The organism is Pseudomonas sp., from assembly GCF_033723075.1.
In the GTDB taxonomy this organism is placed as follows: domain Bacteria; phylum Pseudomonadota; class Gammaproteobacteria; order Pseudomonadales; family Pseudomonadaceae; genus Aquipseudomonas.
On record NZ_JAWVXU010000010.1, the window covers coordinates 110,734 to 134,310 of the forward strand.

The window sequence follows — 23,577 nt, forward strand, 5'->3', positions numbered from 1 at the left end:
TAAAGTCGAGGTCTCTCTAATCTGCTTCGCCGCAAGGTGCCATCATGATCCCCAGAACCCTGTTCAGCTCCGACCATGAGCTCTTCCGCGACAGCGTGCGCAAGTTTCTCGAGCAGCAGGCCGTGCCCTTCCATGCGCAGTGGGAAAAGGATGGGCATGTCGATCGCCAGCTGTGGAACAAGGCGGGCGAGGCGGGCATGCTCTGCTCGCATATCCCGGAAGAGTACGGCGGCATGGCTGCCGACTTTCTCTACAGTGCGGTGGTGATCGAGGAGGTCGGCCGTCTGGGGCTGACCGGCATCGGTTTCTCCCTGCATTCCGACATCGTGGCGCCTTACATCCTGCATTACGGCTCAGAGGCGCTGAAGCACAAATACCTGCCCAAGCTGGTGTCCGGCGAAATGGTCACGGCTATCGCCATGACCGAGCCAGGCGCCGGCTCCGACCTGCAGGGGGTGAAAACCACTGCGGTGCTGGATGGTGACGACTATGTGATAAACGGTTCCAAGACCTTTATCACCAACGGTTACCTGGCCGATCTGGTCATCGTGGTGGCCAAGACCGATCCGCAAGCCGGGGCCAAGGGCACCAGCCTGTTTCTGGTCGAGGCCAGTAGCCCGGGCTTCGCCAGGGGCAAGCGCCTGGAAAAGGTCGGCATGAAGGCCCAGGATACCTCCGAGTTGTTCTTCCAGGACGTGCGTGTGCCCAAGGAGAACCTGCTGGGTCAGGCCGGTATGGGTTTCGCCTACCTGATGCAGGAACTGCCCCAGGAGCGCCTGACCGTCGGGATCGGCGCCCTGGCCTCAGCCGAGGCGGCGTTGCAGTGGACCCTGGACTACACCCGCGAGCGCAAGGCGTTCGGCAAGGCCATTGCGGATTTCCAGAATACCCGCTTCAAGCTGGCGGAAATGGCCACGGAAATTCAGATCGGCCGGGTCTTTCTCGACCGCTGTCTCGAGTTGCACCTGCAGGGCAAGCTGGATGTGCCGACCGCCGCGATGCTCAAGTACTGGGGCACCGACCTGCAGTGCAAGGTGCTCGACGAGTGCGTGCAGTTACATGGCGGCTACGGCTACATGTGGGAGTACCCGGTGGCCCGCGCCTGGGCCGATGCCCGGGTGCAGCGCATCTACGCTGGCACCAACGAGATCATGAAGGAAATCATCGCGCGTTCGCTGTGAGCTGGTAGATCCTGTGTTTATGCGCAAGCCGCGCAGGGCGTAGGAGCGGCGGGGGCGCCTAGCCCATGGCCGCGATAGACCATGCCTGCAAAAAAGCATCGCGGGCATGGCCCGCTCCTACGAAGCCCCGGCATTTATTGATGCCGGGGCTTTCGTTCAGGGTGCCGGGTTGGGCTGCGTCTTGTGGATGGCCTCAATCCCGGCCAGGACCTCATCACTGAGTATCAGCTTGCTGCTGGCCAGGTTGCTGTCCAGTTGCTCCAGGCTGGTGGCGCCGATGATGTTGCTGGTCACGAAGGGTTGGGCGGTGACGAAGGCCAGGGCCATCTGCGCCGGATCCAGGCCATGTTCGCGGGCCAGGGCGACGTAGCGCGAGCAGGCCGCCTCGGATTGCGGGTTAGTGTAGCGGGTAAAGCGGCTGAACAGACTGATCCGTGCGTTGGCCGGGCGGGCGCCGCCTTCGTATTTCCCGGAGAGCATGCCGAAAGCCAGGGGCGAGTATGCCAGCAGGCCGCACTGTTCGCGCATGGCGACTTCCGCCAGGCCGACTTCGAAACTGCGGTTGAGCAGGTTGTAGGGGTTCTGGATCGACGCCACGCGCGGCCAGCCGCGGCTCTCGGCCAGCTGGAGGAATTTCATGGTGCCCCAGGGCGTTTCGTTGGACAGGCCGATGTGGCGGATCTTGCCGGCCTTGATCTGCTCGTCGAGCACCGCCAGGGTTTCTTCCAGGGCGGTGAATTCACTGTCCTGATGGCGATAGCCGAGCTGGCCGAAGAAGTTGGTCGGGCGCTCCGGCCAGTGCAGCTGATAAAGATCGATCCAGTCGGTCTGCAGGCGTTTCAGGCTGGCATCCAGTGCCGCGACCAGGTGCTCCCGGTTGAATTTCAGGTTGCCACCGCGGATGTAGTCGATGCCGTTGCCGGGGCCGGCGATCTTGCTCGCCAGCACCCAGTCGGCGCGATCGCCGTGCTGCTTGAAATACTCGCCAATGAACTGCTCGGTTTTGCTGTAGGTCTCGGCGCGCGGCGGCACCGGGTACATTTCGGCGGTGTCGATGAAATTGACGCCATATGCTTTGCTGCGTTCGATCTGGGCGAATGCCTCGCTGGCACTGTTCTGTTCGCCCCAGGTCATGCTGCCCAGGCAGAGGGCGCTGACGCGCAGATCCGTGCGGCCTAGTTGGCGATAATCCATGTGCTGCTCCTTGATTCGCAAATCAACCATACAAGCAGGTTGAATTTATTTTCGCAATCGGCATAATTGCGCACCTCTTTCTGCAGTGGAAGTGATGCGCCGCCTGCCGAAGAATCTTGCCGTATTACGGACGCGCTGACCCGAGCCCCCGATAGCGCCTGTTTTCGGCTGCCTTTGACTTGTCAAAGTAAGCACTATTCAGTAAGATCCGCCGTCTTATTTATCAGGGCGGCCCCTGAGGCTATAAAGAATGAAAACTTTTACTGCTAAACCGGAAACAGTAAAGCGCGACTGGTTCGTCGTCGACGCTGCGGGTCAGACACTGGGTCGTCTGGCTACCGAAATTGCCAGCCGTCTGCGTGGCAAGCACAAGCCTGAGTACACTCCGCACGTTGATACCGGTGACTACATCGTCGTGATCAACGCCGAGCAGGTGCGTGTGACTGGTGCCAAAACCACCGACAAGATGTACTACTCTCACTCCGGTTTTCCGGGCGGCATCAAGTCGATCAGCTTCGAAAAGCTGATCGCCAAGGCGCCAGAACGTGTGATCGAGACCGCGGTCAAAGGCATGCTGCCGAAGAACCCGCTGGGTCGCGACATGTACCGTAAGCTGAAAGTGTACGCGGGCGCTGCTCACCCTCACACTGCTCAGCAGCCCCAAGAACTGAAGATTTAACGGAATAGTTCATTATGTCGGCGACTCAAAATTACGGCACTGGCCGTCGCAAGACTGCAACCGCTCGCGTTTTCATGCGTGCCGGTACTGGCAAGATCTCCATCAATAACCGTACTCTCGACGGTTTCTTCGGTCGCGAAACTGCCCGCATGGTAGTTCGTCAGCCGCTGGAGCTGGTTGAAATGACCGAGAAGTTCGACATCTACGTCACCGTTCTCGGTGGCGGCGTGAGTGGCCAGGCTGGCGCAATCCGCCACGGCATCACTCGTGCGCTGATGGATTACGACGAATCGCTGCGTCCTGCTCTGCGCAAGGCTGGCTTCGTGACTCGCGATGCACGTGAAGTCGAGCGTAAGAAGGTTGGTCTGCGCAAAGCGCGTAAGCGTCCGCAGTATTCCAAGCGTTAATTCGCTACTTGCGTTCAAAAGCGCCCGGTTCCTTTTGGAATTGGGCGTTTTTTTTGGGCGTCTGATTGCTTGCGACATCATGCCGCAGCCGTGCGCGCCGCGCCCTGCAAGGTGTTGAGCCAGTTCCGGCAGGGTAATTACCTTGTCAGAAAAGGGGCTTTTCTTTACCATTTGGCGGATTTTTTGCGCAACTCGATTTTTACCTAGTAGAGGCCTGAACTAACAGGCCGCAAAGCTGATGGGAGACGACTGAATGAGCAATGACGGCGTGAATGCAGGCCGGCGTCGCTTCTTGGTGGCGGCCACCTCTGTGGTGGGCGCTGCTGGAGCGGTGGGTGCCGCGGTCCCGTTCGTGGGGTCATGGTTCCCGAGCGCTAAGGCGAAAGCTGCCGGTGCACCTGTGAAGGTGAACGTTGGCAAGATCGAGCCTGGCCAGCAAATGGTTGCCGAGTGGCGGGGGCAACCGGTGTTTATCGTGCGCCGTACCGAGGAAATTCTCAGCAACCTGATAAAGCTCGAGCCAAAACTGGCCGATATCGAATCTCAGGCATCTGATCAGCCGAGCTATGTCGATCCGAAAACCCGTTCGATCAAGCCGGAGCTGTTGCTGCTGGTCGGGTTGTGCACTCACCTGGGTTGCGCACCGTCCTTCCGTCCGGAAGTGGCGCCTGCCGATCTCGGCGCCGAGTGGGTCGGGGGGTATTTCTGCCCTTGCCACGGTTCCCGCTATGACCTCGCTGGCCGGGTCTACAAAGCGCAGCCTGCGCCCTTGAACCTGCCGGTGCCGCCGCACATGTACGAGTCGGATGATGTGATCATCATCGGTGTGGACCAGGAGCAAGCATGATGAGTAAGTTCATGGAATGGGTGGATGCGCGCTTCCCGGCCACCAAGATGTGGGAAGACCATCTGAGCAAGTATTACGCGCCGAAGAACTTCAACTTCTTCTACTTTTTCGGCTCCCTGGCACTGCTGGTGCTGGTCAATCAGATCGTTACCGGCGTCTGGCTGACCATGAGCTACACGCCCTCGGCTGAAGAGGCGTTCGCCTCGGTCGAGTACATCATGCGTGACGTCGAATACGGCTGGATCCTGCGCTACCTGCACTCCACCGGTGCTTCGGCGTTTTTCGTGGTGGTCTACCTGCACATGTTCCGCGGTCTGCTCTACGGCTCCTACCAGAAGCCGCGCGAGCTGGTGTGGATCTTCGGCATGCTGATCTACCTGATGCTGATGGCCGAAGCCTTTATGGGCTATCTGCTGCCGTGGGGGCAGATGTCCTACTGGGGTGCCCAGGTGATCATCTCGCTGTTCGGTGCCATTCCGGTGATCGGCGCCGACCTGACTCAGTGGATTCGTGGCGACTACCTGATTTCCGGGATCACCCTGAACCGCTTCTTCGCCCTGCATGTGGTTGCGCTGCCGATCGTGATTCTCGGTCTGGTGGTGCTGCACATCCTGGCACTGCATGAAGTCGGCTCGAACAACCCTGACGGCGTCGAGATCAAGAAGAAGAAGGATGCTAACGGCATACCGCTGGATGGTATTCCTTTCCATCCGTACTACACCGTGAAAGATATCGTCGGCGTGGTGGTGTTCCTGTTCATCTTCTGCTTCGTGGTGTTCTTCTTCCCTGAGATGGGCGGTTACTTCCTCGAGAAGCCCAACTTCGAGGCAGCCAACCCGTTCAAAACTCCAGCGCACATCGCACCGGTCTGGTACTTCACACCGTTCTACGCGATCTTGCGGGCGATCCCTGACAAGCTGATGGGCGTCATTGCCATGGGTGGCGCGATTGCCGTGCTGTTCGTGCTGCCGTGGCTGGATCGCAGTCCGGTCAAGTCGATGCGCTACAAAGGCTGGCTGAGCAAGACCTGGCTGCTGGTGTTCTGCGTGTCCTTCGTGATTCTGGGCGTGCTGGGCGTACTGTCGCCAACACCGGGTCGCACCCTGCTGTCGCAGGTGTGTACCTTCCTGTACTTCGCGTACTTCATCCTGATGCCGTTCTATACCAGGATGGAGAAGACCAAACCGGTTCCGGAAAGGGTGACTGGCTGATGAAAAAGCATTTTGCAGCACTGATTATTGCGCTTCTGCCGGGCCTGACGTTTGCCGCAGCTGCTCTTGAGTATCCCTTGGACAAGGTAGAGATCGATCTGACCGACAAGGCCGGTATGCAGGATGGTGCGCGCACCTTCGCCAACTACTGCATGGGTTGTCATAGCGCCAAGTTCCAGCGCTATGAGCGGGTGGCCAATGACCTGGGTATCCCGCATGAGCTGATGCTGGAGAACCTGATCTTCAATGACGCCAAGATTGGCGAGCACATGAAGATCGGCATGCAGGTCGAGGATGCCAAGGTCTGGTTCGGGGCAGCGCCTCCGGACCTGACCCTGGTTGCCCGTGTGCGTGGTACCGATTGGCTGTATACCTACCTGCGTACTTTCTACGATGATCCGAGCCGTCCGCTGGGTGCCAATAACAAGGTGTTCCCGAACGTCGGTATGCCGAACGTGCTGGTCTCCCTGCAAGGGCGTCAGTACATCGGTTGCAAGCAGGTTCAGGTGGTCGAGGATGGCAAGAAGCAGTTCGACCCGCTGACCGGCACGCCAATTACGCATGAGGCCTGCGATCAATTGGCCATCGAGCCGAAAAGTGGTGCCCTGAGCGAAGAGGAGTTCGACACCAAGATCAAGAATCTGGTGACCTTCCTGGCCTACTCGGCTAATCCGGTGAAGCTGGAAAGTCAGCGTGTCGGTACCTACGTGCTGCTGTATCTGGCCTTCTTCTTCGTCTTTGCCTACCTGCTCAAGCGTGAGTATTGGAAGGACGTGCATTAATCGTTTGTCGCTTCACCGTTGTCCTGCGCGCCCCTTTGGGCGCGCAGTTTTTTCTGCTTCCAATAACCTATATAAGCGAGGAGGACCGCCATGAGCGTGACCAACCGGTTAGCCTGCTACTCCGACCCCGCCGACCACTATTCCCACCGCGTACGCATCGTGCTCGCCGAGAAGGGTGTCAGCGCCGAGATCATCAGTGTCGAAAAGGGCCGTTATCCGGCGAGGCTGCTGGAGGTCAACCCTTACGCCAGCCTGCCGACCCTGGTCGACCGTGATCTGGCTCTGTACGAGTCGACTGTGGTGATGGAGTACCTGGATGAGCGCTATCCGCATCCGCCGTTGTTACCGGTTTATCCGGTGGCGCGGGCCAATAGCCGCCTGCTGATACATCGCATTCAGCGAGATTGGTGTGCTCAGGTTGATCTGATTCTCGACTCGCGCAGCAAGGAGTCGGCTCGCGTGCAGGCCCGCAAGGAATTGCGCGAGAGCCTCACCGGCGTTTCGCCGCTGTTCGCCGACAAGCCGTTCTTTCTCAGTGACGAAATGAGTCTGGTGGATTGTTGCCTGCTGCCGCTGCTCTGGCGTTTGCCGGTGCTGGACATCGAATTGGCCAAGCCGGCCAAGCCGCTGCTCGATTATATGGACCGTCAGTTTGCCCGTGAGGCCTTTCAGGTCAGTCTGTCACCTGTTGAACGCGATATGCGCTAAAGCCGAGGAGGTTTTAATGAACTCCAGCCGTCCCTACCTGGTGCGTGCACTTTATGAGTGGATCGTCGACAACGACTGTACTCCACATTTATTGGTCAACGCCGAGTTTGCCGGTGTGCAAGTGCCGCCAGGCTTCGCCAGTGATGGGCAGATAGTGCTCAATGTCTCGCCCAGTGCGGTGCGTCATCTGCACATGGATAACGACGCAGTGAGCTTCGAGGGGCGCTTCGGTGGGGCGCCGCACAGTCTGTATGTTCCGGCTGCGGCCATATTGGCGATCTATGCACGGGAGAATGGCCAGGGCATGGTCTTCGATCTGGAGCCTCCGGTGCCGGATGTTGAAGAGGATGATGGTCCGGATGATCAGGGCCCGCCAGACGGCGAGCCGCCGCGGCCCAGCGGAAGGCCCAGCCTGAAAGTGGTCAAGTAATACCCGGCCTCTGGCTGCAAGCCACAAGCTACAAGTAAAAAAAACAGGGCGCCATGGGCGCCCTGTTTTTTACTTGAGTTTTCTCGCAGCCTGTAGCTGCCTCTAGTCGGTGTATTGGAACAGCTTGACGATCTTCTGCACGCCCGAGGTGCTTTGCACCAGGCTGGTCGCCCGGTTGGCTTCCTGGCGCGAGACCAGGCCCAGCAGATAGACGATGCCGTTCTCGGTGATTACCTTGATCCGCGAGCCCGGTACAGTCGCGTCGGTTACCATCTGGGCCTTGATCTTGGTGGTCAGTAGCGAGTCGTTGCTGCGCGCGAGCAGCGAGGTCGGCTGCATTACCTGCAGTTCGTTATGCACCTTGGCGACGTTCTGAACCTTGCGCGCCGCTTGTTCGGCGGCGCTTTTCAGTTCACTGCGCGGCGTCTGGCCGGCCAGTAGCACAACACCGTTGTAACTGGTGATCACGATGTGCGAGGTCGGATCGGTCAGGTCGACATGAGCGCTGGTGATATTGGCGCGCACTTGCGGGGCGATGAACTGGTCATCGATTTTGTTGCCGATGCTGCGGCTGCCGCAACCGGCAAGAATCAGGCTGCATAGCAGTCCGGCAAGAATCAGTGGCGAACGGGTCATTCTTCACTCCCAAACAGTTGGCGGTCAATCAGGTCACACAGGCAGTGGATTACCAGCAGGTGGACTTCCTGAATGCGTGCGGTGATCTTTGACGGTACGCGAATTTCAACGTCTTCCGGCAGCAGCAGTGAGGCCATGCCGCCGCCGTCGCGGCCGGTGAGGGCGACTACTGTCATTTCACGGTCGTGGGCGGCCTGTATGGCCTGGATCACGTTGGCCGAGTTGCCGCTGGTGGATATGGCCAGCAGCACGTCGCCTGGCTGGCCGAGGGCGCGGATCTGCTTGGAGAAGATCTCGTTGTAGCTGTAGTCGTTGGCGATCGAGGTGATGGTCGAGCTGTCTGTGGTCAGGGCTATGGCCGGCAGGCTCGGGCGCTCGCGTTCGAAGCGGTTGAGCAGTTCCGAGGAGAAGTGCTGGGCATCGCCTGCCGAGCCGCCATTGCCGCAGGTGAGGATCTTGCCCTCGCTGAGCAGTGCCTGAACCATGGCCAGGCTGCCTTGCTCGATGAAGGGAACCAGTACTTCCAGAGCCTGCTGCTTGGTTTCAATGCTGGCCAGGAACAGTTGGCGGATACGGTCTTGCATTTCCATCGGAGATTTAACCTTCAGTGTGGCGCCGGTTCAGGTGTCAAAGGCGTTTTGGATCCAGTTCAGCCGGGGAGTCGAGTTGCCTTCGGCGGTTATGGCAATCACGTCGAACCGGCAGGGGTGTTTGGCCCAGCGCGATTCCTGCTGCAAAAAGTACATGGCGGCTTTCGTGAGCTTTTCGCGCTTGCGCGCATCGACGCTCTCCACGGCGCCGCCCCAGGCGGAATGTCGGCGGTAGCGGACTTCGACGAATACTACTGTATCGCCATCGAGCATGACCAGATCAAGCTCGCCGCAGCGGCAGCTCCAGTTCTGCGCCAGGAGCTTCAGGCCGTGTTGCTGCAGATGCAGGCGGGCCAGCTCCTCGGCCGCCTTGCCGCTGCTTTGCGTGCTGCTGTGGTCGATCAATTGAGGCTGTCTGGCAGGCGCTCGACGCGACCGCCGCGGAACTCGGCCCAGGGCAGTTGGCGCTCGATGCGTTGCGCCGGGTTGAGGCTGAGACTGCCGGACAGACCGTCGATCCGGGTCTCCGGCAGGGCCTTGAGCTGGCCCAGGCGCGGTGCCAGCAGGTAGGCGTCGGCGCCCATGGCGTAGAGCCGGCCGAGGCTGCCGCCGGCTTGCGGCCACTGGCTTTCGACCTGCTGGCGGACCGGGTCGTTGACGTTCAGCAGCCAGGGCGTCTCGCAAAAGCGGATGCCGTTCAGGTCTTGGTGCTGCGCATCGCTGTGGTTGCCGGTAAACAGGTGCGAAGTGGCGTAGACGGGCACGTCGCCCGCGTACTGGAAGGCCAGGATCGGTTTGATCTGTTGCGCCTGCTGCGGGGTGGCTGCCAGGAAGATGAAGTCGATGTCCTGGCGCCGAGCTGGCTGTGCGGCCACTGCAACACCCAGGGTGTTCTTCAGGCGCTTGGTGCGTGCTTCGCTTTCGCGCAATTGGAACAGTTCGGCGATTTGCCCGGCCAGTTCAACCGGCTGGTCGACGTGTTCGGCGGCGACCAGGGTGCCGCCCTGGGCTTGCCAGCTCTGACGGAAGGCATCGAGTACCCGGTCGCCCCAGTCACCACGGGGTACCAGGGCGGCGGCCCGGCGCATGCCGTCGGCCCAGGCGCGGCGTGCTGCTTCGCGCGCTTCGTCTTCGGCGGCCAGGCCGAACTGGAACAGCTGCGGCGGGCTTTCCTGGCCAGGGTCGCTGTAGTTCAGGGCCAGGGTAGTGATCGGCAATTGCTCGCGATCGCTGAGTTGCTTGACCAGTGGTTTTTCCAGCGGGCCAATAACCAGTTGTACGCCGGCAGCCTGTGCCTGACGGTAAAACTCATCCAGTGAGCTCAGGCGTGAGCTGTCATAGAACTGGATGTTGGGAGGGTTCTGCCCGGTCTGCTGGGCCTGATAGTGGGCCGAGAGGAAGCCGTCGCGCAAGGCACGCGCTACGGCTGCGAGCGGGCCTTCTTGCGGGAGCAGCAGGGCGATTTCCTGCAAGGGTTGGCTGGACAGTTCTTGCAGTTGGCTAAGTGCTGGCGGTAATTGCAGGGCGGCGGGATGCTGAGGGTGTTGCGCCAGCCAGTCATCGATGGCGGTTTGCTGCTGTTGCAGGGTGCCCGGGGTCTTGGCCGCGCGAGCCAGGCTCAGCCAGCCGGCCAGGTCGGATCCGTCGTTGGTTTGCAGTTGTTCGCTGGGCAGGCTGGAGACCAGGCTCCAGATGCTCTCGTGGTTGCGTGTGGCCGCTTCGTCGCTGAGCAGTGGCGCGATGTACACACGCTCGCGCGTGGCGGCAAGAAGCTGTCCGTCGGCCTGCAGGGCGTTGGCGCGGGCCAGTTGGGTGCGCACTTGTTGCTCGACCGGCAGTTCTGCCAGGCGCTCCAGGCTCGGGTGGCTGAGCGCTTTCAGGGCGGCTTTGGGTTTTTCCCGCGCCAGTGCCAGTTCGGCGGCCAGGGTGCTGGCGTAGATCTGCTGGGCAGGCTTCAGGCTGTTGAGTTGCACCTGTTCGAGAATGCTGTCGGCGCGGGCGATATTTTTCTGCTGGTAGGCCAGGTCCGCGGCAGCCAGGCGCAGTAGGGCGGCCTGCTCGGGCTTGCTCTCGTCGGCCTGCAGCAGTAGTTGCTCGATGCTGGCTTGAGGGGTGCGCGGCAGTTCTCCAAGAGTGGATGAGGGCGTGCTGGCGCAGGCGGTAAGCAGGGCTGCAAAGCAGAGAACGAGGAGCGGGCGCAGGCAGGCGATCATGTAAGCGTTCCTGATACTTGATCAAATGAACGGCGAATTGTACCCAAGGCCTGGCCCCGGCGCGATGTCGATGGCGCGAAACGGGCTACAATGCGCGCTTTTGCGATTGAAGAGGCTGGTGCTGTGACCACTCCCGGTGCATCGAACTCCACTCCTGGCACCCTCTATGTGGTCGCCACGCCGATCGGCAATCTGGACGATATCAGTGCGCGGGCGCTCAAGGTACTCGGCGATGTGGCCTTGATTGCCGCCGAGGATACCCGTCACTCCGTGCGCCTGATGCAGCATTTCGGTATTGCCACGCCGCTGGCGGCCTGTCACGAACACAATGAGCGCGATCAGGGTGGGCGCTTTCTCGCGCGGTTGCTGGCCGGCGACGATGTAGCGTTGATTTCCGATGCCGGTACGCCGTTGATTTCCGATCCGGGCTATCACCTGGTACGCCAGGCGCGGGCCGCCGGCGTCGCTGTGGTGCCGGTGCCGGGAGCCTGTGCGCTGATTGCGGCGCTGTCGGCGGCGGGCTTGCCGTCCGACCGGTTTATTTTCGAGGGGTTTCTCCCGGCCAAGACCGCCGGCCGTCGCGCGCGCCTGGAGCAGGTAAAGGAAGAGTCGCGCACGCTGATTTTCTATGAGGCGCCGCACCGCATTCTCGAGTGCCTGGAGGATATGCAGGCGGTGTTCGGCGATGAGCGCCCGGCACTGCTCGCGCGGGAAATCAGCAAGACCTTCGAGACGCTCAAGGGCCTGCCATTGGCCGAGTTGCGCGCCTGGGTGGCGGCTGACAGTAATCAGCAGCGCGGCGAGTGCGTGGTTCTGGTCGCGGGCTGGCAGGCGCCAGAGGATGAGGCGGCGGTGAGTGCCGAGGCGCTGCGTGTACTCGAGCTGTTGCTCAAGGAAATGCCGCTCAAGCGGGCGGCAGCGTTGGCGGCGGAAATCACCGGAGTGCGCAAGAACCTGCTCTATCAGGCGGCGCTGGACCGGCAGAAAGACGCTTGAGCCTTGTTCTATCGGGCGCGTGCCGGTAACCTTGGCGGCGGAGAGTCGATCGGACAGTCGCTGCCGTGTTTCGTTCTGCGAAATGCGGGGGAGGAAAGTCCGGGCTCCATAGGGCGGAGTGCCAGGTAACGCCTGGGAGGCGTGAGCCTACGGAAAGTGCCACAGAAAATAACCGCCTAAGCGTTTCGGCGCCGGTAAGGGTGAAAAGGTGCGGTAAGAGCGCACCGCGCGGCTGGTAACAGTCCGTGGCTAGGCAAACCCCACTCGGAGCAAGACCAAATAGGGTTCCATTGGCGTGGCCCGCGCTGGAACCGGGTAGGTTGCTAAAGGCGTGCAGTGATGTACGTCGTAGAGGAATGACTGTCCTCGACAGAACCCGGCTTACAGATCGACTCTCCACCTTTCCTCTATATCCGCGACACCCTTACTCCTCGCTTTTCTAAGACCAAAAAAATCTTACTCTTAACAAATCACTTTAAGTTCGAAGTGCAGCTTGCTGTACGTGCTCAATTTGACTCGAAAAACTCCGGGCAATGCTCCGCCCTTACTCCTCTTTAGTTTGCTAAATCGCCGTTCTGTAAGGATTTTTCCTTCCAGGCGCGCCTTGACGGTGGGGTGTGGGCGTTCCTATAGTGTGCGCAAGTGGCAAGAAGTGGCATGAAGTGGGTTTTTTTGGGCATGGATAGCTAATTTAAGGGGAAGCGCAGCTGTGTTTCGTGGAGCCAACGCCATCAGTCTCGACGCCAAAGGGCGACTCGCGATGCCAAGTCGGTATCGGGACGAGCTCGTGTCGCGTTGTGCAGGCCAGCTGATCGTGACCATCGATGCCATCGACCCCTGCCTATGTGTCTACCCGCTGGCCGAGTGGGAGCTGATCGAAAACAAGCTGCGCGAATTGGCCTCCTTCCGTGAAGAGAATCGCCGTTTGCAGCGCTTGCTGATCGGTAATGCCGTTGACCTCGAGCTGGATGCCAGTGGCCGCTTTCTGGTGCCTCCGCGTCTGCGCGAGTACGCCAGGCTGGATAAACGCGCGATGTTGGTCGGCCAACTGAATAAATTTCAACTGTGGGACGAAGATGCCTGGAATGCGGTCGCCGATGCCGATTTGGCGGCCATCAAGCAGCCGGGTGCCTTGTCCGACGAACTACGTGACTTGATCCTGTGACTATGACCAGCAGCTTTCGCCATATTACCGTGCTACTCGACGAGGCTGTCGACGGGTTGGCCGTGCGAGCCGATGGCTGCTACCTGGATGGCACCTTCGGTCGTGGCGGGCATAGCCGGTTGATCCTCGAAAGGCTCGGGCCGGACGGGCATTTGCTGGGGTTCGACAAGGACCCCTTGGCGATTGCCACGGGGAATGAGCTAGCGGCCGAAGACGGCCGCTTTGTCGTTGTGCAGCGCAGTTTTGCGGAACTTGGCGAAGAGATCGCTGTCCGCGGGCTGGCTGGCAAGGTCAATGGGGTTCTGCTGGATCTGGGCGTCTCCTCGCCGCAGCTGGACGATGCCGAGCGCGGATTCAGCTTCCTCAACGACGGCCCGCTGGACATGCGCATGGATCCCACGCGTGGCGTCAGTGCGGCGCAGTGGATCGCCAGCGCCAGCGAAGAGGAAATCGCCAGGGTGCTCAAGGAGTATGGCGAAGAGCGTTTCGCCAAGCGCATGGCCCGTGCCGTGGTGTTGCGTCGCGCGGAACAGCCCTTTGAACGCACCGCCGACCTGGCCCAAGTGCTGACGGTGGCCAATCCCGCCTGGGAAAAGGGCAAGAATCCGGCGACCCGCGCCTTCCAGGGGCTGCGCATCTACATCAATAACGAGCTCGGCGATCTGCAGCGTGGCCTCGACGCCGCGCTGGAGGCGCTCGAAGTGGGCGGCCGTCTGGTGGTGATCAGCTTTCACTCCCTCGAGGACCGTATCGTCAAACAGTTCATGCGCAAGCATGCCAAGGGCGAGCGGGACGCATACCCGCGCGACCTGCCGATCATTCCCAAGGCCTTCGAGCCTCGCCTGAAACTGATCGGCAAGCCGCAGTACGCCTCCGAGGCCGAGCTCAAGGCCAACCCGCGCTCGCGCAGCGCGGTCATGCGGGTGGCGGAGAAAATGCGATGAGTGCGGTCTTCGCCAAGCCATTGCCAAAGGGCAGCCTGCTGATGCTGGTGCTGTTCCTTGGCGTGCTCGGCAGTGCGCTGGCGGTCTCTTACAGTGCGCACTGGAATCGTCAGTTGCTCAACGGCCTGTATGCCGAGCTGAGCACCCGCGACCGGGCGCAGGCCGAATGGGGCCGTCTGATTCTCGAGCAGAGCACCTGGACCGCCCACAGTCGCATCGAAACCCTGGCCAGCGAACAGCTGAAGATGCGCATCCCCGAAGCCGCCGAAGTACGCATGGTGGCGCCATGATCCGGCTCGAGGGCGCACTCTATCCCTGGCGTTTTCGCCTGGTGCTGCTGCTCCTGGCTCTGATGGTCGGTGCGATCGTCTGGCGCATCATCGATCTGCATGTGTTCGACCATGATTTCCTCAAGGCCCATGGCGATGCGCGCAGCGTGCGGCATATCCCTATTCCTGCGCACCGTGGCCTGGTCACCGATCGCAATGGCGAGCCGTTGGCGGTCAGTACTCCGGTCACAACCCTGTGGGCCAACGGCAAGGAGTTGCAGGCAGGCAAGGCCCAGTGGCCGGCCTTGGCGGCCGCACTGGGGCAGGAGCCAAAGGCGCTTGCCGTGCGTCTGCAGGCCAATGCCGGGCGCGAATTCATGTACCTGGTACGTGGTCTTACGCCGGAGAAGGGGCAGCGGGTGCTCGACCTGAAGCTGCCGGGTGTATACGCCATCGAAGAGTTTCGCCGTTTCTATCCGGGCGGCGAAGTGACCGCGCACGTGGTCGGCTTTACCGATATCGACGATCGTGGTCGCGAAGGCATGGAGCTGGCTTACGAGGATTGGCTGGCCGGCGTGCCGGGCAAGCGCCAGGTGCTCAAGGACCGCCGCGGCCGGCTGATCAAGGATGTCCAGGTCACCCAGAATGCCAAGGCGGGCAAGGCGCTGGCGCTGTCGATCGACCTGCGTCTGCAGTATCTGGCGCATCGCGAGTTGCGCAACGCCCTGGTCGAGTTCGGGGCCAAGGCGGGCAGTCTGGTGATGATCGATGTGAAGACCGGCGAAGTGCTGGCCATGGTCAACCAGCCCACCTACAACCCGAATAACCGCCGCGATATGCAGCCGGCCACCATGCGTAACCGGGCAATGATCGACGTATTCGAGCCGGGCTCGACCATGAAGCCGTTCTCCATGAGTGCCGCGCTGGCGAGTGGTCGCTGGAAGCCGAGCGATACCGTCGATGTGTCTCCGGGTACCCTGCAGATCGGTCGGTACACGATTCGCGATGTTTCGCGCAGCACTGGGCCGTTGAGCCTTACCGAGATTCTGATCAAGTCGAGCAACGTCGGTATGAGCAAGGTCGCCTTCGATATCGGCGGCGAGTCTATCTACTCGGTGATGCAGCAGGTCGGGCTGGGGCAGGACACCGGCCTCGGTTTTCCGGGCGAGCGGGTCGGCAATCTGCCCAACCACCGCGAATGGCGCAAGGCCGAAACCGCCACGCTGTCTTATGGCTACGGTCTGTCGGTGACGGCCGTGCAGTTGGCGCACGCCTACTCGGTGCTGGCCAATGGCGGTCGCAGCGTGCCCTTGTCACTGACCCGCATGGATCGCAAGCCGGATGGCGTGCAGGTGATCCCCGAAGCCATCGCCAAGACCATGCAGGGCATGCTGCAGGAAGTGATCGAGGCCCCCGGTGGTGTATTCCGGGCCAAGGTTCCGGGTTACCACGTCGCGGGCAAGAGCGGTACCGCGCGCAAGGTTTCGACCGACTCCAGGGGCTATCGGGAGAATGCCTACCGCTCACTGTTCGCCGGCTTCGGTCCGGTCGATGACCCGCGGATTGCCGTTGCCATCGTCATTGACGAACCCAGCAAGGGTGGTTACTACGGTGGTTTGGTGTCTGCGCCGGTGTTCGGCAAGGTCATGGCCGGCGCCCTGCGCCTGATGAATGTCGTGCCGGATAACCTGCCACCGCCCGTCGAATCGCAAGCCACTGCGGTGAACGCAGTCAAGGGAGGGCGCATCTGATGCCCATGCCTCTGAATCAATTGTTGCCCGAAGCCGCCAGTGCGGTGCTGATCCGTGAATTGACCCTGGATAGTCGCAAGGTGCGCCCCGGTGATCTGTTTCTTGCCGTGCCGGGTAGCCAGCAGGACGGCCGCGTGCACATCGCCGATGCGATTGCCCGCGGCGCCGCGGCAGTGGCCTATGAGGCCGAGGGTGCGCCGGCGATGACGGCCAGCAGCGCCGAGCTGGTGGCGATCAAGGGCTTGGCCGGTCAGCTGTCGGCCATCGCCGGGCGCTTCTACGGCGAACCGAGCCGCAGGATGCATCTGGTCGGCATTACCGGCACCAACGGCAAGACCAGTGTCAGCCAGCTGCTGGCCCAGGCCCTGGATCTGCTGGGTCAGCGCTGCGGCATCGTCGGCACCCTGGGCAACGGTTTTTACAACGCGCTGGCCCTCGGTCGGCATACCACGCCGGACCCGATCGGCGTGCAAGCCACCCTGGCCGACCTGAAGAATGCCGGCGCCCGTGCGGTGGCCATGGAAGTCTCCTCCCACGGTTTGCACCAGGGTCGGGTGACCGCGCTGGCGTTCGACGTGGCGGTGTTCACCAACCTGTCGCGCGATCATCTGGACTATCACGGCTCGATGGACGCCTATGGCGAGACCAAGGCCGCCTTGTTCGCCTGGCCGGGTTTGCGTTGCCGGGTGCTCAATCTGGACGACGAATTCGGTCGTAAACTGGCCCGCGCCGAGCATGACTCGCGCCTGATCAGCTACAGCCTGGAAGATCCCGCGGCTTATCTGTACTGCCGCGACGCCCAGTTCGACGAGCAGGGAGTACGGGTCAAGCTGGTCACGCCGCGCGGCGAAGGTAACGTGCGCAGCGCGCTGCTGGGGCGCTTCAACCTGAGCAACCTGCTGGCGGTGGTCGGTGTGCTGCTGGGCATGGATTATCCGCTCGACGAAATCCTCAGGGTGCTCCCGCAGTTGCAAGGGCCGGTGGGGCGCATGCAGCGTCTGGGCGGAGTCGAGCAGCCATTGGTGGTGGTCGATTACGCGCACACCCCGGATGCCCTGGAAAAGGTCCTGGAAGCCCTGCGCCCGCATGTCAAAGGCCGGCTGCTGTGCCTGTTCGGCTGCGGTGGCGACCGTGATCGCGGCAAGCGTCCATTGATGGCTGCGGTGGTCGAGCGCCTCGCCGATGGCGTGCTGGTCACCGACGACAATCCGCGCAGCGAGGCACCCGAGCAGATCTTCAGCGACATTTGCGCAGGTTTTGTCGCGCCTGAGCGCGTGCAGTTCGTCCATGGTCGCGGCCAGGCCATCGCCCAGTTGATCGCCGCCGCCAGCCCGGCCGATGTGCTGGTACTGGCCGGCAAGGGCCATGAGGACTATCAGGAAATCAACGGCGTGCGCCAGCCATTCTCCGACCTGGTCGAAGCCGACAAAGCCCTGGCAGCATGGGAGGTGACGCATGCTTAAAGCCCTGCGCTTGAGCGAAGTCAGCGCGCCGTTGCATGCGCGCTTGATCGGTGAAGATTGCGCTTTCGATGCAGTCAGCACCGACAGCCGGACGATTCAGCCGGGTCAACTGTTCATCGCCCTGAGCGGGCCGAACTTCGACGGTCACGCGTACCTGGCCGATGTCGCCGCCAAGGGTGCGGTGGCTGCGCTGGTCGAGCGGGAAGTGGCGGGCGTCGCCTTGCCGCAGTTGTTGGTGGAGGACACGCGCCTGGCGCTTGGCCGACTCGGCGCCCTGAATCGTCAGGCCTACGGCGGCCCGCTGGTTGCGGTCACCGGCTCCAGCGGCAAGACCACGGTCAAGGAAATGCTCGCCAGTATTCTGCGCACGGCATTCGTCGAGCAGGGCAGTGCCGTGCTGGCCACCCGCGGCAATCTGAACAATGAACTGGGTGTACCGCTGACCCTGCTGGAACTGGCATCGCAGCACAAGGCGGCGGTGATCGAGCTGGGCGCCTCGCGCGTCGGCGAAATTGCCTACACCGTCAGTCTGGCGCAGCCCCATGTGGTCATCATCACCAATGCCGGTACCGCCCATGTGGGCGAGTTCGGCGGGCCGGAGAAAATCGTCGAGGCCAAAGGGGAGATCCTCGAAGGGCTAGGCGATGGTGGGGTTGCCGTGCTCAATCGCGACGACGCGGCCTTTGCGCGCTGGCAACAGCGCGCGGGCGGCCAGCGGATCCTCAGTTTCGCCCTGCACAATCCGGCGGCAGACTTTCATGCCAGCGACCTGAGTCGCGATGCGCGCGGTTGCTCGGCTTTCACCCTGCACTGTGCAGAAGGCCTGGCTCGTATCCAGCTCAACCTGCTTGGCGAGCACAATGTGGCCAATGCCTTGGCCGCATCGGCGGCGGCACATGCCCTGAGCGTGCCGCTGGTCGATATCAAGAGCGGCCTGGAAAACCTGCAGCCGGTCAAGGGCCGTGGCGTGGCGCAGTTGGCGAGCAATGGCGTGCGGGTTATCGATGACAGCTATAACGCCAACCCAGCTTCGATGTGCGCGGCTGTCGATATACTTGCCGGCTTCTCCGGACGCACCGTGCTGGTGCTTGGGGACATGGGCGAGTTGGGCGCCTGGGCCGAGCAGGGCCATCGCGAAGTGGGCAGCTATGCCGCGGGCAAGGTCGCTGCACTCTATGCGGTCGGCCCGTTGATGGCCCATGCGGTTGCCGCGTTCGGCGCCGCTGCCCAGCATTTCGCCGACCAAGCCAGCCTGATCGAGGCATTACGCCGCGAGCAAGGCGACACCACCATTCTAATAAAGGGTTCACGCAGCGCCGCGATGGAAAAAGTCGTGGCGGCGCTTTGTGGCATGTCTGGGGAGAATCACTAAATGCTGCTGCTGCTGGCGGAGTACCTGCAACAGTTCCACAAGGGCTTCGCGGTCTTTCAGTACCTGACCCTGCGCGGGATTCTCGGTGTGTTGACCGCACTGGCGCTGTCGTTGTGGCTGGGGCCGTGGATGATCCGCACTCTGCAGATCCGCCAGATCGGCCAGTCGGTGCGCAATGACGGGCCGCAGTCGCACCTGTCGAAGAAGGGCACGCCGACCATGGGCGGTGCGCTGATTCTCTCCGCCATCGCCATCAGCACCCTGCTCTGGGCCGACCTGAGCAACCGCTATGTCTGGGTGGTGCTGGCAGTGACCCTGTTGTTCGGCGCCATCGGCTGGGTTGACGACTACCGCAAGGTGATCGAGAAGAATTCGCGCGGCCTGCCGAGTCGCTGGAAGTATTTCTGGCAGTCGGTGTTCGGTCTGGCAGCGGCCTTGTTCCTTTATATGACCGCGCAGACTCCCGCGGAAACCACCCTGATCCTGCCGCTGCTCAAAGACGTCAGCATTCAGTTGGGCTTCGGCTTCGTGGTGCTGACCTACTTCGTCATCGTCGGCTCGAGCAATGCGGTCAACCTGACCGATGGCCTGGACGGCCTGGCGATTCTGCCCACCGTGATGGTTGGCGGCGCGCTGGGGATTTTCTGCTACCTGTCGGGCAACGTGAAATTCGCCGAATACCTGTTCATCCCCTATCTGCCGGGCGCGGGCGAGTTGATCGTGTTCTGCGCCGCGCTGGTCGGTGCCGGTCTGGGTTTCCTCTGGTTCAACACCTACCCGGCCCAGGTGTTCATGGGCGATGTCGGCGCGCTGGCACTGGGCGCGGCCCTGGGCACCATTGCCGTGATCGTCCGTCAGGAAGTGGTGCTGTTCATCATGGGCGGGGTGTTCGTCATGGAGACCCTGTCGGTGATCATCCAGGTCGCCTCGTTCAAGTTGACCGGCAAGCGGGTGTTCCGCATGGCGCCGATTCATCACCACTTCGAACTGAAAGGCTGGCCCGAACCGCGCGTCATCGTCCGTTTCTGGATCATCACCGTGATTCTGGTGTTGATCGGCCTTGCCACCTTGAAATTGCGTTGAGGAGACCATGAGCCTGATCGCTTCCGACCAGTTCCGCATCGTTGTCGGCCTCGGCAAGAGCGGCATGTCCCTGGTGCGCTTCCTCGCGCGCCAGGGCCTGGCCTTTGCCGTGGTCGATACCCGGGCCAACCCGCCGGAGCTGGCCACCTTGCGTGAGCAGTTCCCGCAGGTGGAAGTACGCTGTGGCGAACTGGACGTGGACTTCCTCTGCCGTGCCAGCGAGTTGCTGGTCAGTCCGGGCCTGGCGCTGGCCACTCCGGCGCTGCAGGAAGCGGCGGCCCGCGGCGTGAAGCTTTCCGGCGACATCGATCTGTTTGCCCGTTACGCCAAGGCGCCGATCGTCGCCATCACCGGCTCCAATGCGAAAAGTACAGTCACCACCCTGGTCGGCGAGATGGCGGCGGCGGCCGGCAAGAAGGTCGCGGTCGGCGGCAACCTCGGAGTGCCCGCGCTCGACCTGTTGAGCGACGACATCGAACTCTATGTCCTGGAGCTGTCCAGCTTCCAGCTGGAAACCACCGATCAGTTGAACGCCGAAGTGGCGACCTGCCTGAACATCAGCGAAGACCATATGGATCGCTACGCTTCGCTGGCGGCTTATCACCTGGCCAAGCACCGGATCTTCCGCGGCGCCCGGCAGGTGGTGGTGAACCGCGACGATGCCTTGTCGCGGCCGCTGGTGGCGGACGACCTGCCGTGCTGGTTGTTCGGTCTGGGCAAGCCGGACTTCAAGCGTTTCGGTCTGCTCATCGAGCACGGCGAGAAATCCCTGGCTTTCCAGTTCGATGCGCTGCTGCCGGTGCGCGAGCTGAAAATCCGTGGTGCGCACAACCAGTCCAACGCCCTGGCCGCATTGGCTCTTGGCCATGCGGCTGGCCTGCCGATGGCGCCGATGCTGGAGACCCTGAAGCGCTTCGCCGGTCTGCCGCACCGTTGCCAGTGGGTCGGTGAACGTAACGGCGTGGCTTACTACGACGATTCCAAGGCGACCAACGTCGGTGCCGCCCTGGCGGCCATCGAAGGCCTGGGCGCGGATATCGTCGGCAAACTGGTGTTGATCGCCGGTGGCGACGGCAAGGGCGCCGATTTCTCCGCCTTGGCCAAGCCGGTCGCGCAGTATTGCCGCGCCGTGCTGTTGCTTGGTCGCGATGCCGAGCGCTTGGCCGCTGCGCTCGGTGAGGGTGTGCCACTGATCCGGGTGGCGACCCTCGAGGAAGCCGTGCAGCGCTCCGCCGAACTGGCCCAATCGGGCGATGCCGTGCTGCTCTCGCCGGCCTGCGCCAGCCTGGACATGTTCAAGAATTTCGAAGAGCGCGGACGCCTGTTCGCCCAAGCCGTGGAGGCGCTCGCCTGATGCTCGCCTTCCTGCGCCCATACCCGTCCCCGCTGTTCAGCCGCCGCGGCCTGGACATGGACTTCCCGCTGCTGGCCGGTTGCCTGGCCCTGCTCGGCCTGGGCCTGGTGATGATCGCGTCTGCCTCGACCGAGGTGGCCGCGGTGAATGTGGGCAGCCCGCTTTACTACATGTTTCGTCACCTGATTTACCTGGTGATCGGTCTCGGCGCCGCCGTTGTGGTGCTGTTGATCCCGCTGGAAACCTGGCAGCGCCTCAGTGGTCTGGCGCTGTTGGCCGCCTTCGCCCTGCTGCTGCTGGTGCTGGTGCCGGGTATCGGCCGTGAAGTGAATGGTTCGATGCGCTGGATCGGCTTCGGTGCATTCAACGTGCAGCCGTCGGAAATCGCCAAGCTGTTCGTGGTGGTCTACCTGGCCGGCTACCTGGTGCGCCGTCAGGCAGAAGTACGCGAAAGCTGGGCCGGCTTCTTCAAGCCGTTCGTGGTGCTGCTGCCGATGGCCGGCTTGCTGCTGCTGGAACCGGACTTCGGCGCCACCGTGGTGATGATGGGTGCCGCCGCGGCGATGCTGTTCCTCGGCGGCGTCGGCCTGCTGCGTTTCGGCCTGTTGGTCGCCCTGGCCGTTGGTGCGTTGTTCGTGCTGGTGCAAACCCAGGAGTATCGCCTGCAGCGTCTGATCACCTTCACCGACCCCTGGGCCGATCAGTTCGGTTCCGGCTACCAGTTGACCCAGGCGTTGATCGCCTTCGGTCGTGGCGAGTGGTTCGGTGTCGGCCTGGGCAACAGCATTCAGAAGCAGTTCTATTTGCCGGAAGCGCACACCGACTTCGTGTTCGCCGTGCTCGCCGAAGAACTGGGCATGCTGGGCGCCCTGATTACCGTCGGCCTGTTCGCCTTCGTCTGCGTGCGCGCCCTGTACATCGGCCTGTGGGCGGAAAAGGCCAAGCAGTACTTCGCCGCCTATGTCGCCTATGGTCTGGCTTTCCTGTGGATTGGCCAGTTCCTGATCAATATAGGGGTGAACGTCGGCCTGTTGCCGACCAAGGGTCTGACCTTGCCGTTCCTCAGCTACGGCGGCAGCTCACTGGTGATCTGCTGCGTCAGCCTGGCGCTGCTGCTGCGGATCGAGTGGGAGCGGCGCACCCAGTTGGGCAGCGAGGATGTCGATTTTCAGGAGTCGGATTTTTTCGATGGCAATAACGCGAAGGAACCTGCCAATGCCCGCTAATGTGCTGATCATGGCCGGCGGCACCGGCGGGCACGTATTCCCGGCGCTGGCCTGTGCGCGCGAGTTCCAGGCGCGTGGTTACCGCGTGCATTGGCTGGGTACGCCGCGCGGCATCGAGAACGAACTGGTACCGGCCGCCGGCCTGCCGCTGCACCTGATCAACGTCACGGGTCTGCGTGGCAAGGGCAAGCTGTCGCTGCTCAAGGCGCCGTTTCAGCTGGTCAAGGCACTGTTCCAGGCTCGTAAAGTGGTGCGCGAGTTGCAGCCGGTATGTGTGCTCGGCATGGGCGGCTTCGTCACCGGGCCCGGCGGATTGGCGGCCCGCCTGGGCGGTGCACCGCTGATCATCCACGAGCAGAACGCCGTGGCCGGCACCGCCAATCGCATCCTGGCACCGTTTGCCAGCCGTGTGTGCGAGGCCTTCCCGAATACCTTCGGCGCTTCGGCCAAGCGCCGCACCACCGGCAATCCGGTGCGCGAGGAGCTGTTCCTGGAAACCCCGCGCGATTCGCTGCGCGATCGCCGGCCACGTCTGCTGATCCTCGGCGGCAGCCTGGGCGCCGAGCCACTGAACAAGCTGTTGCCCGCCGCCCTGGCTTTGCTGCCAGGCGAGTTGCGCCCGGAAGTGTTCCACCAGGCCGGCAAGCAACACGATGGCATTACTGGCGAACGTTACCGCGATGCGGGCGTCGAAGCGCAGGTCGCGCCCTTTATCAAGGACATGGCCCGCGCCTACGCCTGGGCCGATCTGGTGGTGTGTCGCGCTGGCGCCTTGACCGTCAGCGAGCTGGCCGCCGCCGGTCTGCCAGCGTTCCTGCTGCCGCTGCCCCATGCCATCGACGATCACCAGACGCGTAACGCCGAGTATCTGGCCGAGGAGGGCGCCGCCGTCCTTCTGCCGCAACGCTCCACAGACGCCGCCACGCTGGCCGCGCAGCTGTCCGAGGTTTTGATGCACCCTGAACGATTGAAAGAAATGGCGCGTACCGCACGGCGCCTGGCCAAGCCCGATGCAACCCGCAGTGTTGTCGATATTTGCCTGGAGGTGGCCCGTGGTTGAGAGTCGCAAAGCTATC

General features: G+C 62.3%; 24 protein-coding genes and 1 other RNA gene. 20 read left to right on the top strand and 5 right to left on the bottom strand.

The features are described 5' to 3' along the window. Positions 1-44: 44 nt before the first annotated feature. A complete protein-coding gene (locus R3355_RS13610) occupies positions 45-1,181 on the top strand; it encodes an acyl-CoA dehydrogenase family protein (protein ID WP_318961648.1) in 1,137 nt (378 codons plus the stop codon). A 156-nt stretch (positions 1,182-1,337) separates the two neighbouring features. On the opposite strand, the gene R3355_RS13615 is transcribed toward R3355_RS13610, so the two are convergent. Then, positions 1,338-2,375 carry an NADP(H)-dependent aldo-keto reductase gene (locus R3355_RS13615; RefSeq protein WP_318961649.1) on the bottom strand — a complete coding sequence of 346 codons (1,038 nt, stop codon included), beginning with the start codon at positions 2,373-2,375 and terminating at the stop codon, positions 1,338-1,340. Between the two features lie 250 nt (positions 2,376-2,625). Here R3355_RS13615 and rplM point away from each other — a divergent pair, with 250 nt between their 5' ends. The 7 genes from rplM (at position 2,626) to R3355_RS13650 (ending at position 7,439) form a co-directional block, all read left to right on the top strand. Beyond that, positions 2,626-3,054, top strand: a complete 429-nt coding sequence (gene rplM / locus R3355_RS13620; protein ID WP_172144120.1) for a 50S ribosomal protein L13 — start codon at positions 2,626-2,628, stop codon at positions 3,052-3,054. A 14-nt stretch (positions 3,055-3,068) separates the two neighbouring features. Next, positions 3,069-3,461, top strand: coding sequence for a 30S ribosomal protein S9 (gene rpsI, locus R3355_RS13625; RefSeq protein ID WP_079203112.1), 393 nt, complete (start codon positions 3,069-3,071; stop codon positions 3,459-3,461). 253 nt (positions 3,462-3,714) lie between these two features. Continuing rightward, entirely contained in the window at positions 3,715-4,308 is a 594-nt protein-coding gene (gene petA, locus R3355_RS13630) for a ubiquinol-cytochrome c reductase iron-sulfur subunit (protein ID WP_318949391.1), read from the top strand. Further along, positions 4,308-5,519: a cytochrome bc complex cytochrome b subunit gene (locus R3355_RS13635; RefSeq protein ID WP_318949390.1), complete on the top strand. Its 1,212-nt coding sequence runs from the start codon at positions 4,308-4,310 to the stop codon at positions 5,517-5,519. Before petA ends, R3355_RS13635 begins: the two co-directional genes overlap by 1 nt. Further along, positions 5,519-6,301: a cytochrome c1 gene (locus R3355_RS13640; protein WP_318949389.1), complete on the top strand. Its 783-nt coding sequence runs from the start codon at positions 5,519-5,521 to the stop codon at positions 6,299-6,301. Before R3355_RS13635 ends, R3355_RS13640 begins: the two co-directional genes overlap by 1 nt. A gap of 90 nt (positions 6,302-6,391) precedes the next feature. Beyond that, positions 6,392-7,009, top strand: coding sequence for a glutathione S-transferase N-terminal domain-containing protein (locus R3355_RS13645; RefSeq protein WP_318949388.1), 618 nt, complete (start codon positions 6,392-6,394; stop codon positions 7,007-7,009). A gap of 16 nt (positions 7,010-7,025) precedes the next feature. Continuing rightward, positions 7,026-7,439, top strand: coding sequence for a ClpXP protease specificity-enhancing factor (locus tag R3355_RS13650; protein ID WP_318961650.1), 414 nt, complete (start codon positions 7,026-7,028; stop codon positions 7,437-7,439). A 102-nt stretch (positions 7,440-7,541) separates the two neighbouring features. Here R3355_RS13650 and R3355_RS13655 read toward each other — a convergent pair whose 3' ends face one another. Genes R3355_RS13655 through R3355_RS13670 form a run of 4 tightly spaced genes read right to left on the bottom strand, consistent with a single transcriptional unit; the run spans position 7,542 to position 10,878 of the window. Next, entirely contained in the window at positions 7,542-8,075 is a 534-nt protein-coding gene (locus R3355_RS13655) for a BON domain-containing protein (protein ID WP_318961651.1), read from the bottom strand. Then, entirely contained in the window at positions 8,072-8,665 is a 594-nt protein-coding gene (locus tag R3355_RS13660) for a phosphoheptose isomerase (RefSeq protein ID WP_172144136.1), read from the bottom strand. Before R3355_RS13660 ends, R3355_RS13655 begins: the two co-directional genes overlap by 4 nt. Positions 8,666-8,695: 30 nt before the next feature. Further along, a complete protein-coding gene (locus R3355_RS13665) occupies positions 8,696-9,070 on the bottom strand; it encodes a YraN family protein (RefSeq protein WP_318961652.1) in 375 nt (124 codons plus the stop codon). Beyond that, positions 9,067-10,878, bottom strand: coding sequence for a penicillin-binding protein activator (locus R3355_RS13670; RefSeq protein WP_318961653.1), 1,812 nt, complete (start codon positions 10,876-10,878; stop codon positions 9,067-9,069). Before R3355_RS13670 ends, R3355_RS13665 begins: the two co-directional genes overlap by 4 nt. A gap of 90 nt (positions 10,879-10,968) precedes the next feature. Here R3355_RS13670 and rsmI point away from each other — a divergent pair, with 90 nt between their 5' ends. The 12 genes from rsmI to murG all read left to right on the top strand — a co-directional run bounded on the left by rsmI (position 10,969) and on the right by murG (position 23,561). Next, entirely contained in the window at positions 10,969-11,874 is a 906-nt protein-coding gene (rsmI, locus tag R3355_RS13675) for a 16S rRNA (cytidine(1402)-2'-O)-methyltransferase (protein ID WP_413243511.1), read from the top strand. Positions 11,875-11,915: 41 nt separating this feature from the next. Then, positions 11,916-12,274, top strand: an RNA gene (gene rnpB, locus R3355_RS13680) — RNase P RNA component class A. 309 nt (positions 12,275-12,583) lie between these two features. Then, positions 12,584-13,039 carry a division/cell wall cluster transcriptional repressor MraZ gene (gene mraZ, locus R3355_RS13685; RefSeq protein ID WP_090447645.1) on the top strand — a complete coding sequence of 152 codons (456 nt, stop codon included), beginning with the start codon at positions 12,584-12,586 and terminating at the stop codon, positions 13,037-13,039. 2 nt (positions 13,040-13,041) lie between these two features. Further along, positions 13,042-13,983: a 16S rRNA (cytosine(1402)-N(4))-methyltransferase RsmH gene (rsmH, locus tag R3355_RS13690; protein ID WP_318961655.1), complete on the top strand. Its 942-nt coding sequence runs from the start codon at positions 13,042-13,044 to the stop codon at positions 13,981-13,983. Continuing rightward, the gene (gene ftsL, locus R3355_RS13695) at positions 13,980-14,273 is read left to right on the top strand and encodes a cell division protein FtsL (RefSeq protein ID WP_318961656.1); all 294 of its coding nucleotides are present in this window, start codon (positions 13,980-13,982) and stop codon (positions 14,271-14,273) included. Before rsmH ends, ftsL begins: the two co-directional genes overlap by 4 nt. Next, positions 14,270-16,003, top strand: a complete 1,734-nt coding sequence (locus R3355_RS13700; protein WP_413243512.1) for a peptidoglycan D,D-transpeptidase FtsI family protein — start codon at positions 14,270-14,272, stop codon at positions 16,001-16,003. The genes ftsL and R3355_RS13700 overlap by 4 nt, the downstream gene beginning before the upstream one ends. Then, the gene (locus R3355_RS13705; protein ID WP_318961657.1) at positions 16,003-17,466 is read left to right on the top strand and encodes a UDP-N-acetylmuramoyl-L-alanyl-D-glutamate--2,6-diaminopimelate ligase; all 1,464 of its coding nucleotides are present in this window, start codon (positions 16,003-16,005) and stop codon (positions 17,464-17,466) included. Before R3355_RS13700 ends, R3355_RS13705 begins: the two co-directional genes overlap by 1 nt. Further along, positions 17,459-18,838 carry a UDP-N-acetylmuramoyl-tripeptide--D-alanyl-D-alanine ligase gene (locus tag R3355_RS13710; RefSeq protein ID WP_318961658.1) on the top strand — a complete coding sequence of 460 codons (1,380 nt, stop codon included), beginning with the start codon at positions 17,459-17,461 and terminating at the stop codon, positions 18,836-18,838. The genes R3355_RS13705 and R3355_RS13710 overlap by 8 nt, the downstream gene beginning before the upstream one ends. Then, on the top strand, positions 18,839-19,921 hold the full coding sequence (mraY, locus tag R3355_RS13715; protein ID WP_318946303.1) for a phospho-N-acetylmuramoyl-pentapeptide-transferase: 1,083 nt from the start codon (positions 18,839-18,841) through the stop codon (positions 19,919-19,921). Positions 19,922-19,928: 7 nt separating this feature from the next. Next, complete coding sequence (murD, locus tag R3355_RS13720) at positions 19,929-21,275, top strand: UDP-N-acetylmuramoyl-L-alanine--D-glutamate ligase (protein WP_318961659.1); 1,347 nt, start codon at positions 19,929-19,931, stop codon at positions 21,273-21,275. Next, positions 21,275-22,501, top strand: a complete 1,227-nt coding sequence (gene ftsW, locus R3355_RS13725; RefSeq protein ID WP_318946301.1) for a putative lipid II flippase FtsW — start codon at positions 21,275-21,277, stop codon at positions 22,499-22,501. Before murD ends, ftsW begins: the two co-directional genes overlap by 1 nt. After that, positions 22,491-23,561, top strand: a complete 1,071-nt coding sequence (murG, locus tag R3355_RS13730; protein WP_318961660.1) for an undecaprenyldiphospho-muramoylpentapeptide beta-N-acetylglucosaminyltransferase — start codon at positions 22,491-22,493, stop codon at positions 23,559-23,561. Before ftsW ends, murG begins: the two co-directional genes overlap by 11 nt. The last annotated feature ends 16 nt before the right edge of the window (positions 23,562-23,577 follow it).

Coding starts and splice junctions, on each gene's coding strand:
- R3355_RS13650 (WP_318961650.1), top strand. CDS start 7,026: ATGAACTCCAGCCGTCCCTACCTGGTGCGTGCACTTTATGAGTGGATC.
- ftsL (WP_318961656.1), top strand. CDS start 13,980: ATGAGTGCGGTCTTCGCCAAGCCATTGCCAAAGGGCAGCCTGCTGATG.
- R3355_RS13640 (WP_318949389.1), top strand. CDS start 5,519: ATGAAAAAGCATTTTGCAGCACTGATTATTGCGCTTCTGCCGGGCCTG.
- R3355_RS13710 (WP_318961658.1), top strand. CDS start 17,459: ATGCTTAAAGCCCTGCGCTTGAGCGAAGTCAGCGCGCCGTTGCATGCG.
- R3355_RS13635 (WP_318949390.1), top strand. CDS start 4,308: ATGAGTAAGTTCATGGAATGGGTGGATGCGCGCTTCCCGGCCACCAAG.
- R3355_RS13660 (WP_172144136.1), bottom strand. CDS start 8,665: ATGGAAATGCAAGACCGTATCCGCCAACTGTTCCTGGCCAGCATTGAA.
- murG (WP_318961660.1), top strand. CDS start 22,491: ATGCCCGCTAATGTGCTGATCATGGCCGGCGGCACCGGCGGGCACGTA.
- rsmI (WP_413243511.1), top strand. CDS start 10,969: ATGCGCGCTTTTGCGATTGAAGAGGCTGGTGCTGTGACCACTCCCGGT.
- R3355_RS13670 (WP_318961653.1), bottom strand. CDS start 10,878: ATGATCGCCTGCCTGCGCCCGCTCCTCGTTCTCTGCTTTGCAGCCCTG.
- petA (WP_318949391.1), top strand. CDS start 3,715: ATGAGCAATGACGGCGTGAATGCAGGCCGGCGTCGCTTCTTGGTGGCG.
- R3355_RS13705 (WP_318961657.1), top strand. CDS start 16,003: ATGCCCATGCCTCTGAATCAATTGTTGCCCGAAGCCGCCAGTGCGGTG.
- R3355_RS13645 (WP_318949388.1), top strand. CDS start 6,392: ATGAGCGTGACCAACCGGTTAGCCTGCTACTCCGACCCCGCCGACCAC.
- R3355_RS13615 (WP_318961649.1), bottom strand. CDS start 2,375: ATGGATTATCGCCAACTAGGCCGCACGGATCTGCGCGTCAGCGCCCTC.
- ftsW (WP_318946301.1), top strand. CDS start 21,275: ATGCTCGCCTTCCTGCGCCCATACCCGTCCCCGCTGTTCAGCCGCCGC.
- R3355_RS13700 (WP_413243512.1), top strand. CDS start 14,270: ATGATCCGGCTCGAGGGCGCACTCTATCCCTGGCGTTTTCGCCTGGTG.
- murD (WP_318961659.1), top strand. CDS start 19,929: ATGAGCCTGATCGCTTCCGACCAGTTCCGCATCGTTGTCGGCCTCGGC.
- rpsI (WP_079203112.1), top strand. CDS start 3,069: ATGTCGGCGACTCAAAATTACGGCACTGGCCGTCGCAAGACTGCAACC.
- R3355_RS13610 (WP_318961648.1), top strand. CDS start 45: ATGATCCCCAGAACCCTGTTCAGCTCCGACCATGAGCTCTTCCGCGAC.
- mraY (WP_318946303.1), top strand. CDS start 18,839: ATGCTGCTGCTGCTGGCGGAGTACCTGCAACAGTTCCACAAGGGCTTC.
- rplM (WP_172144120.1), top strand. CDS start 2,626: ATGAAAACTTTTACTGCTAAACCGGAAACAGTAAAGCGCGACTGGTTC.
- R3355_RS13655 (WP_318961651.1), bottom strand. CDS start 8,075: ATGACCCGTTCGCCACTGATTCTTGCCGGACTGCTATGCAGCCTGATT.
- rsmH (WP_318961655.1), top strand. CDS start 13,042: ATGACCAGCAGCTTTCGCCATATTACCGTGCTACTCGACGAGGCTGTC.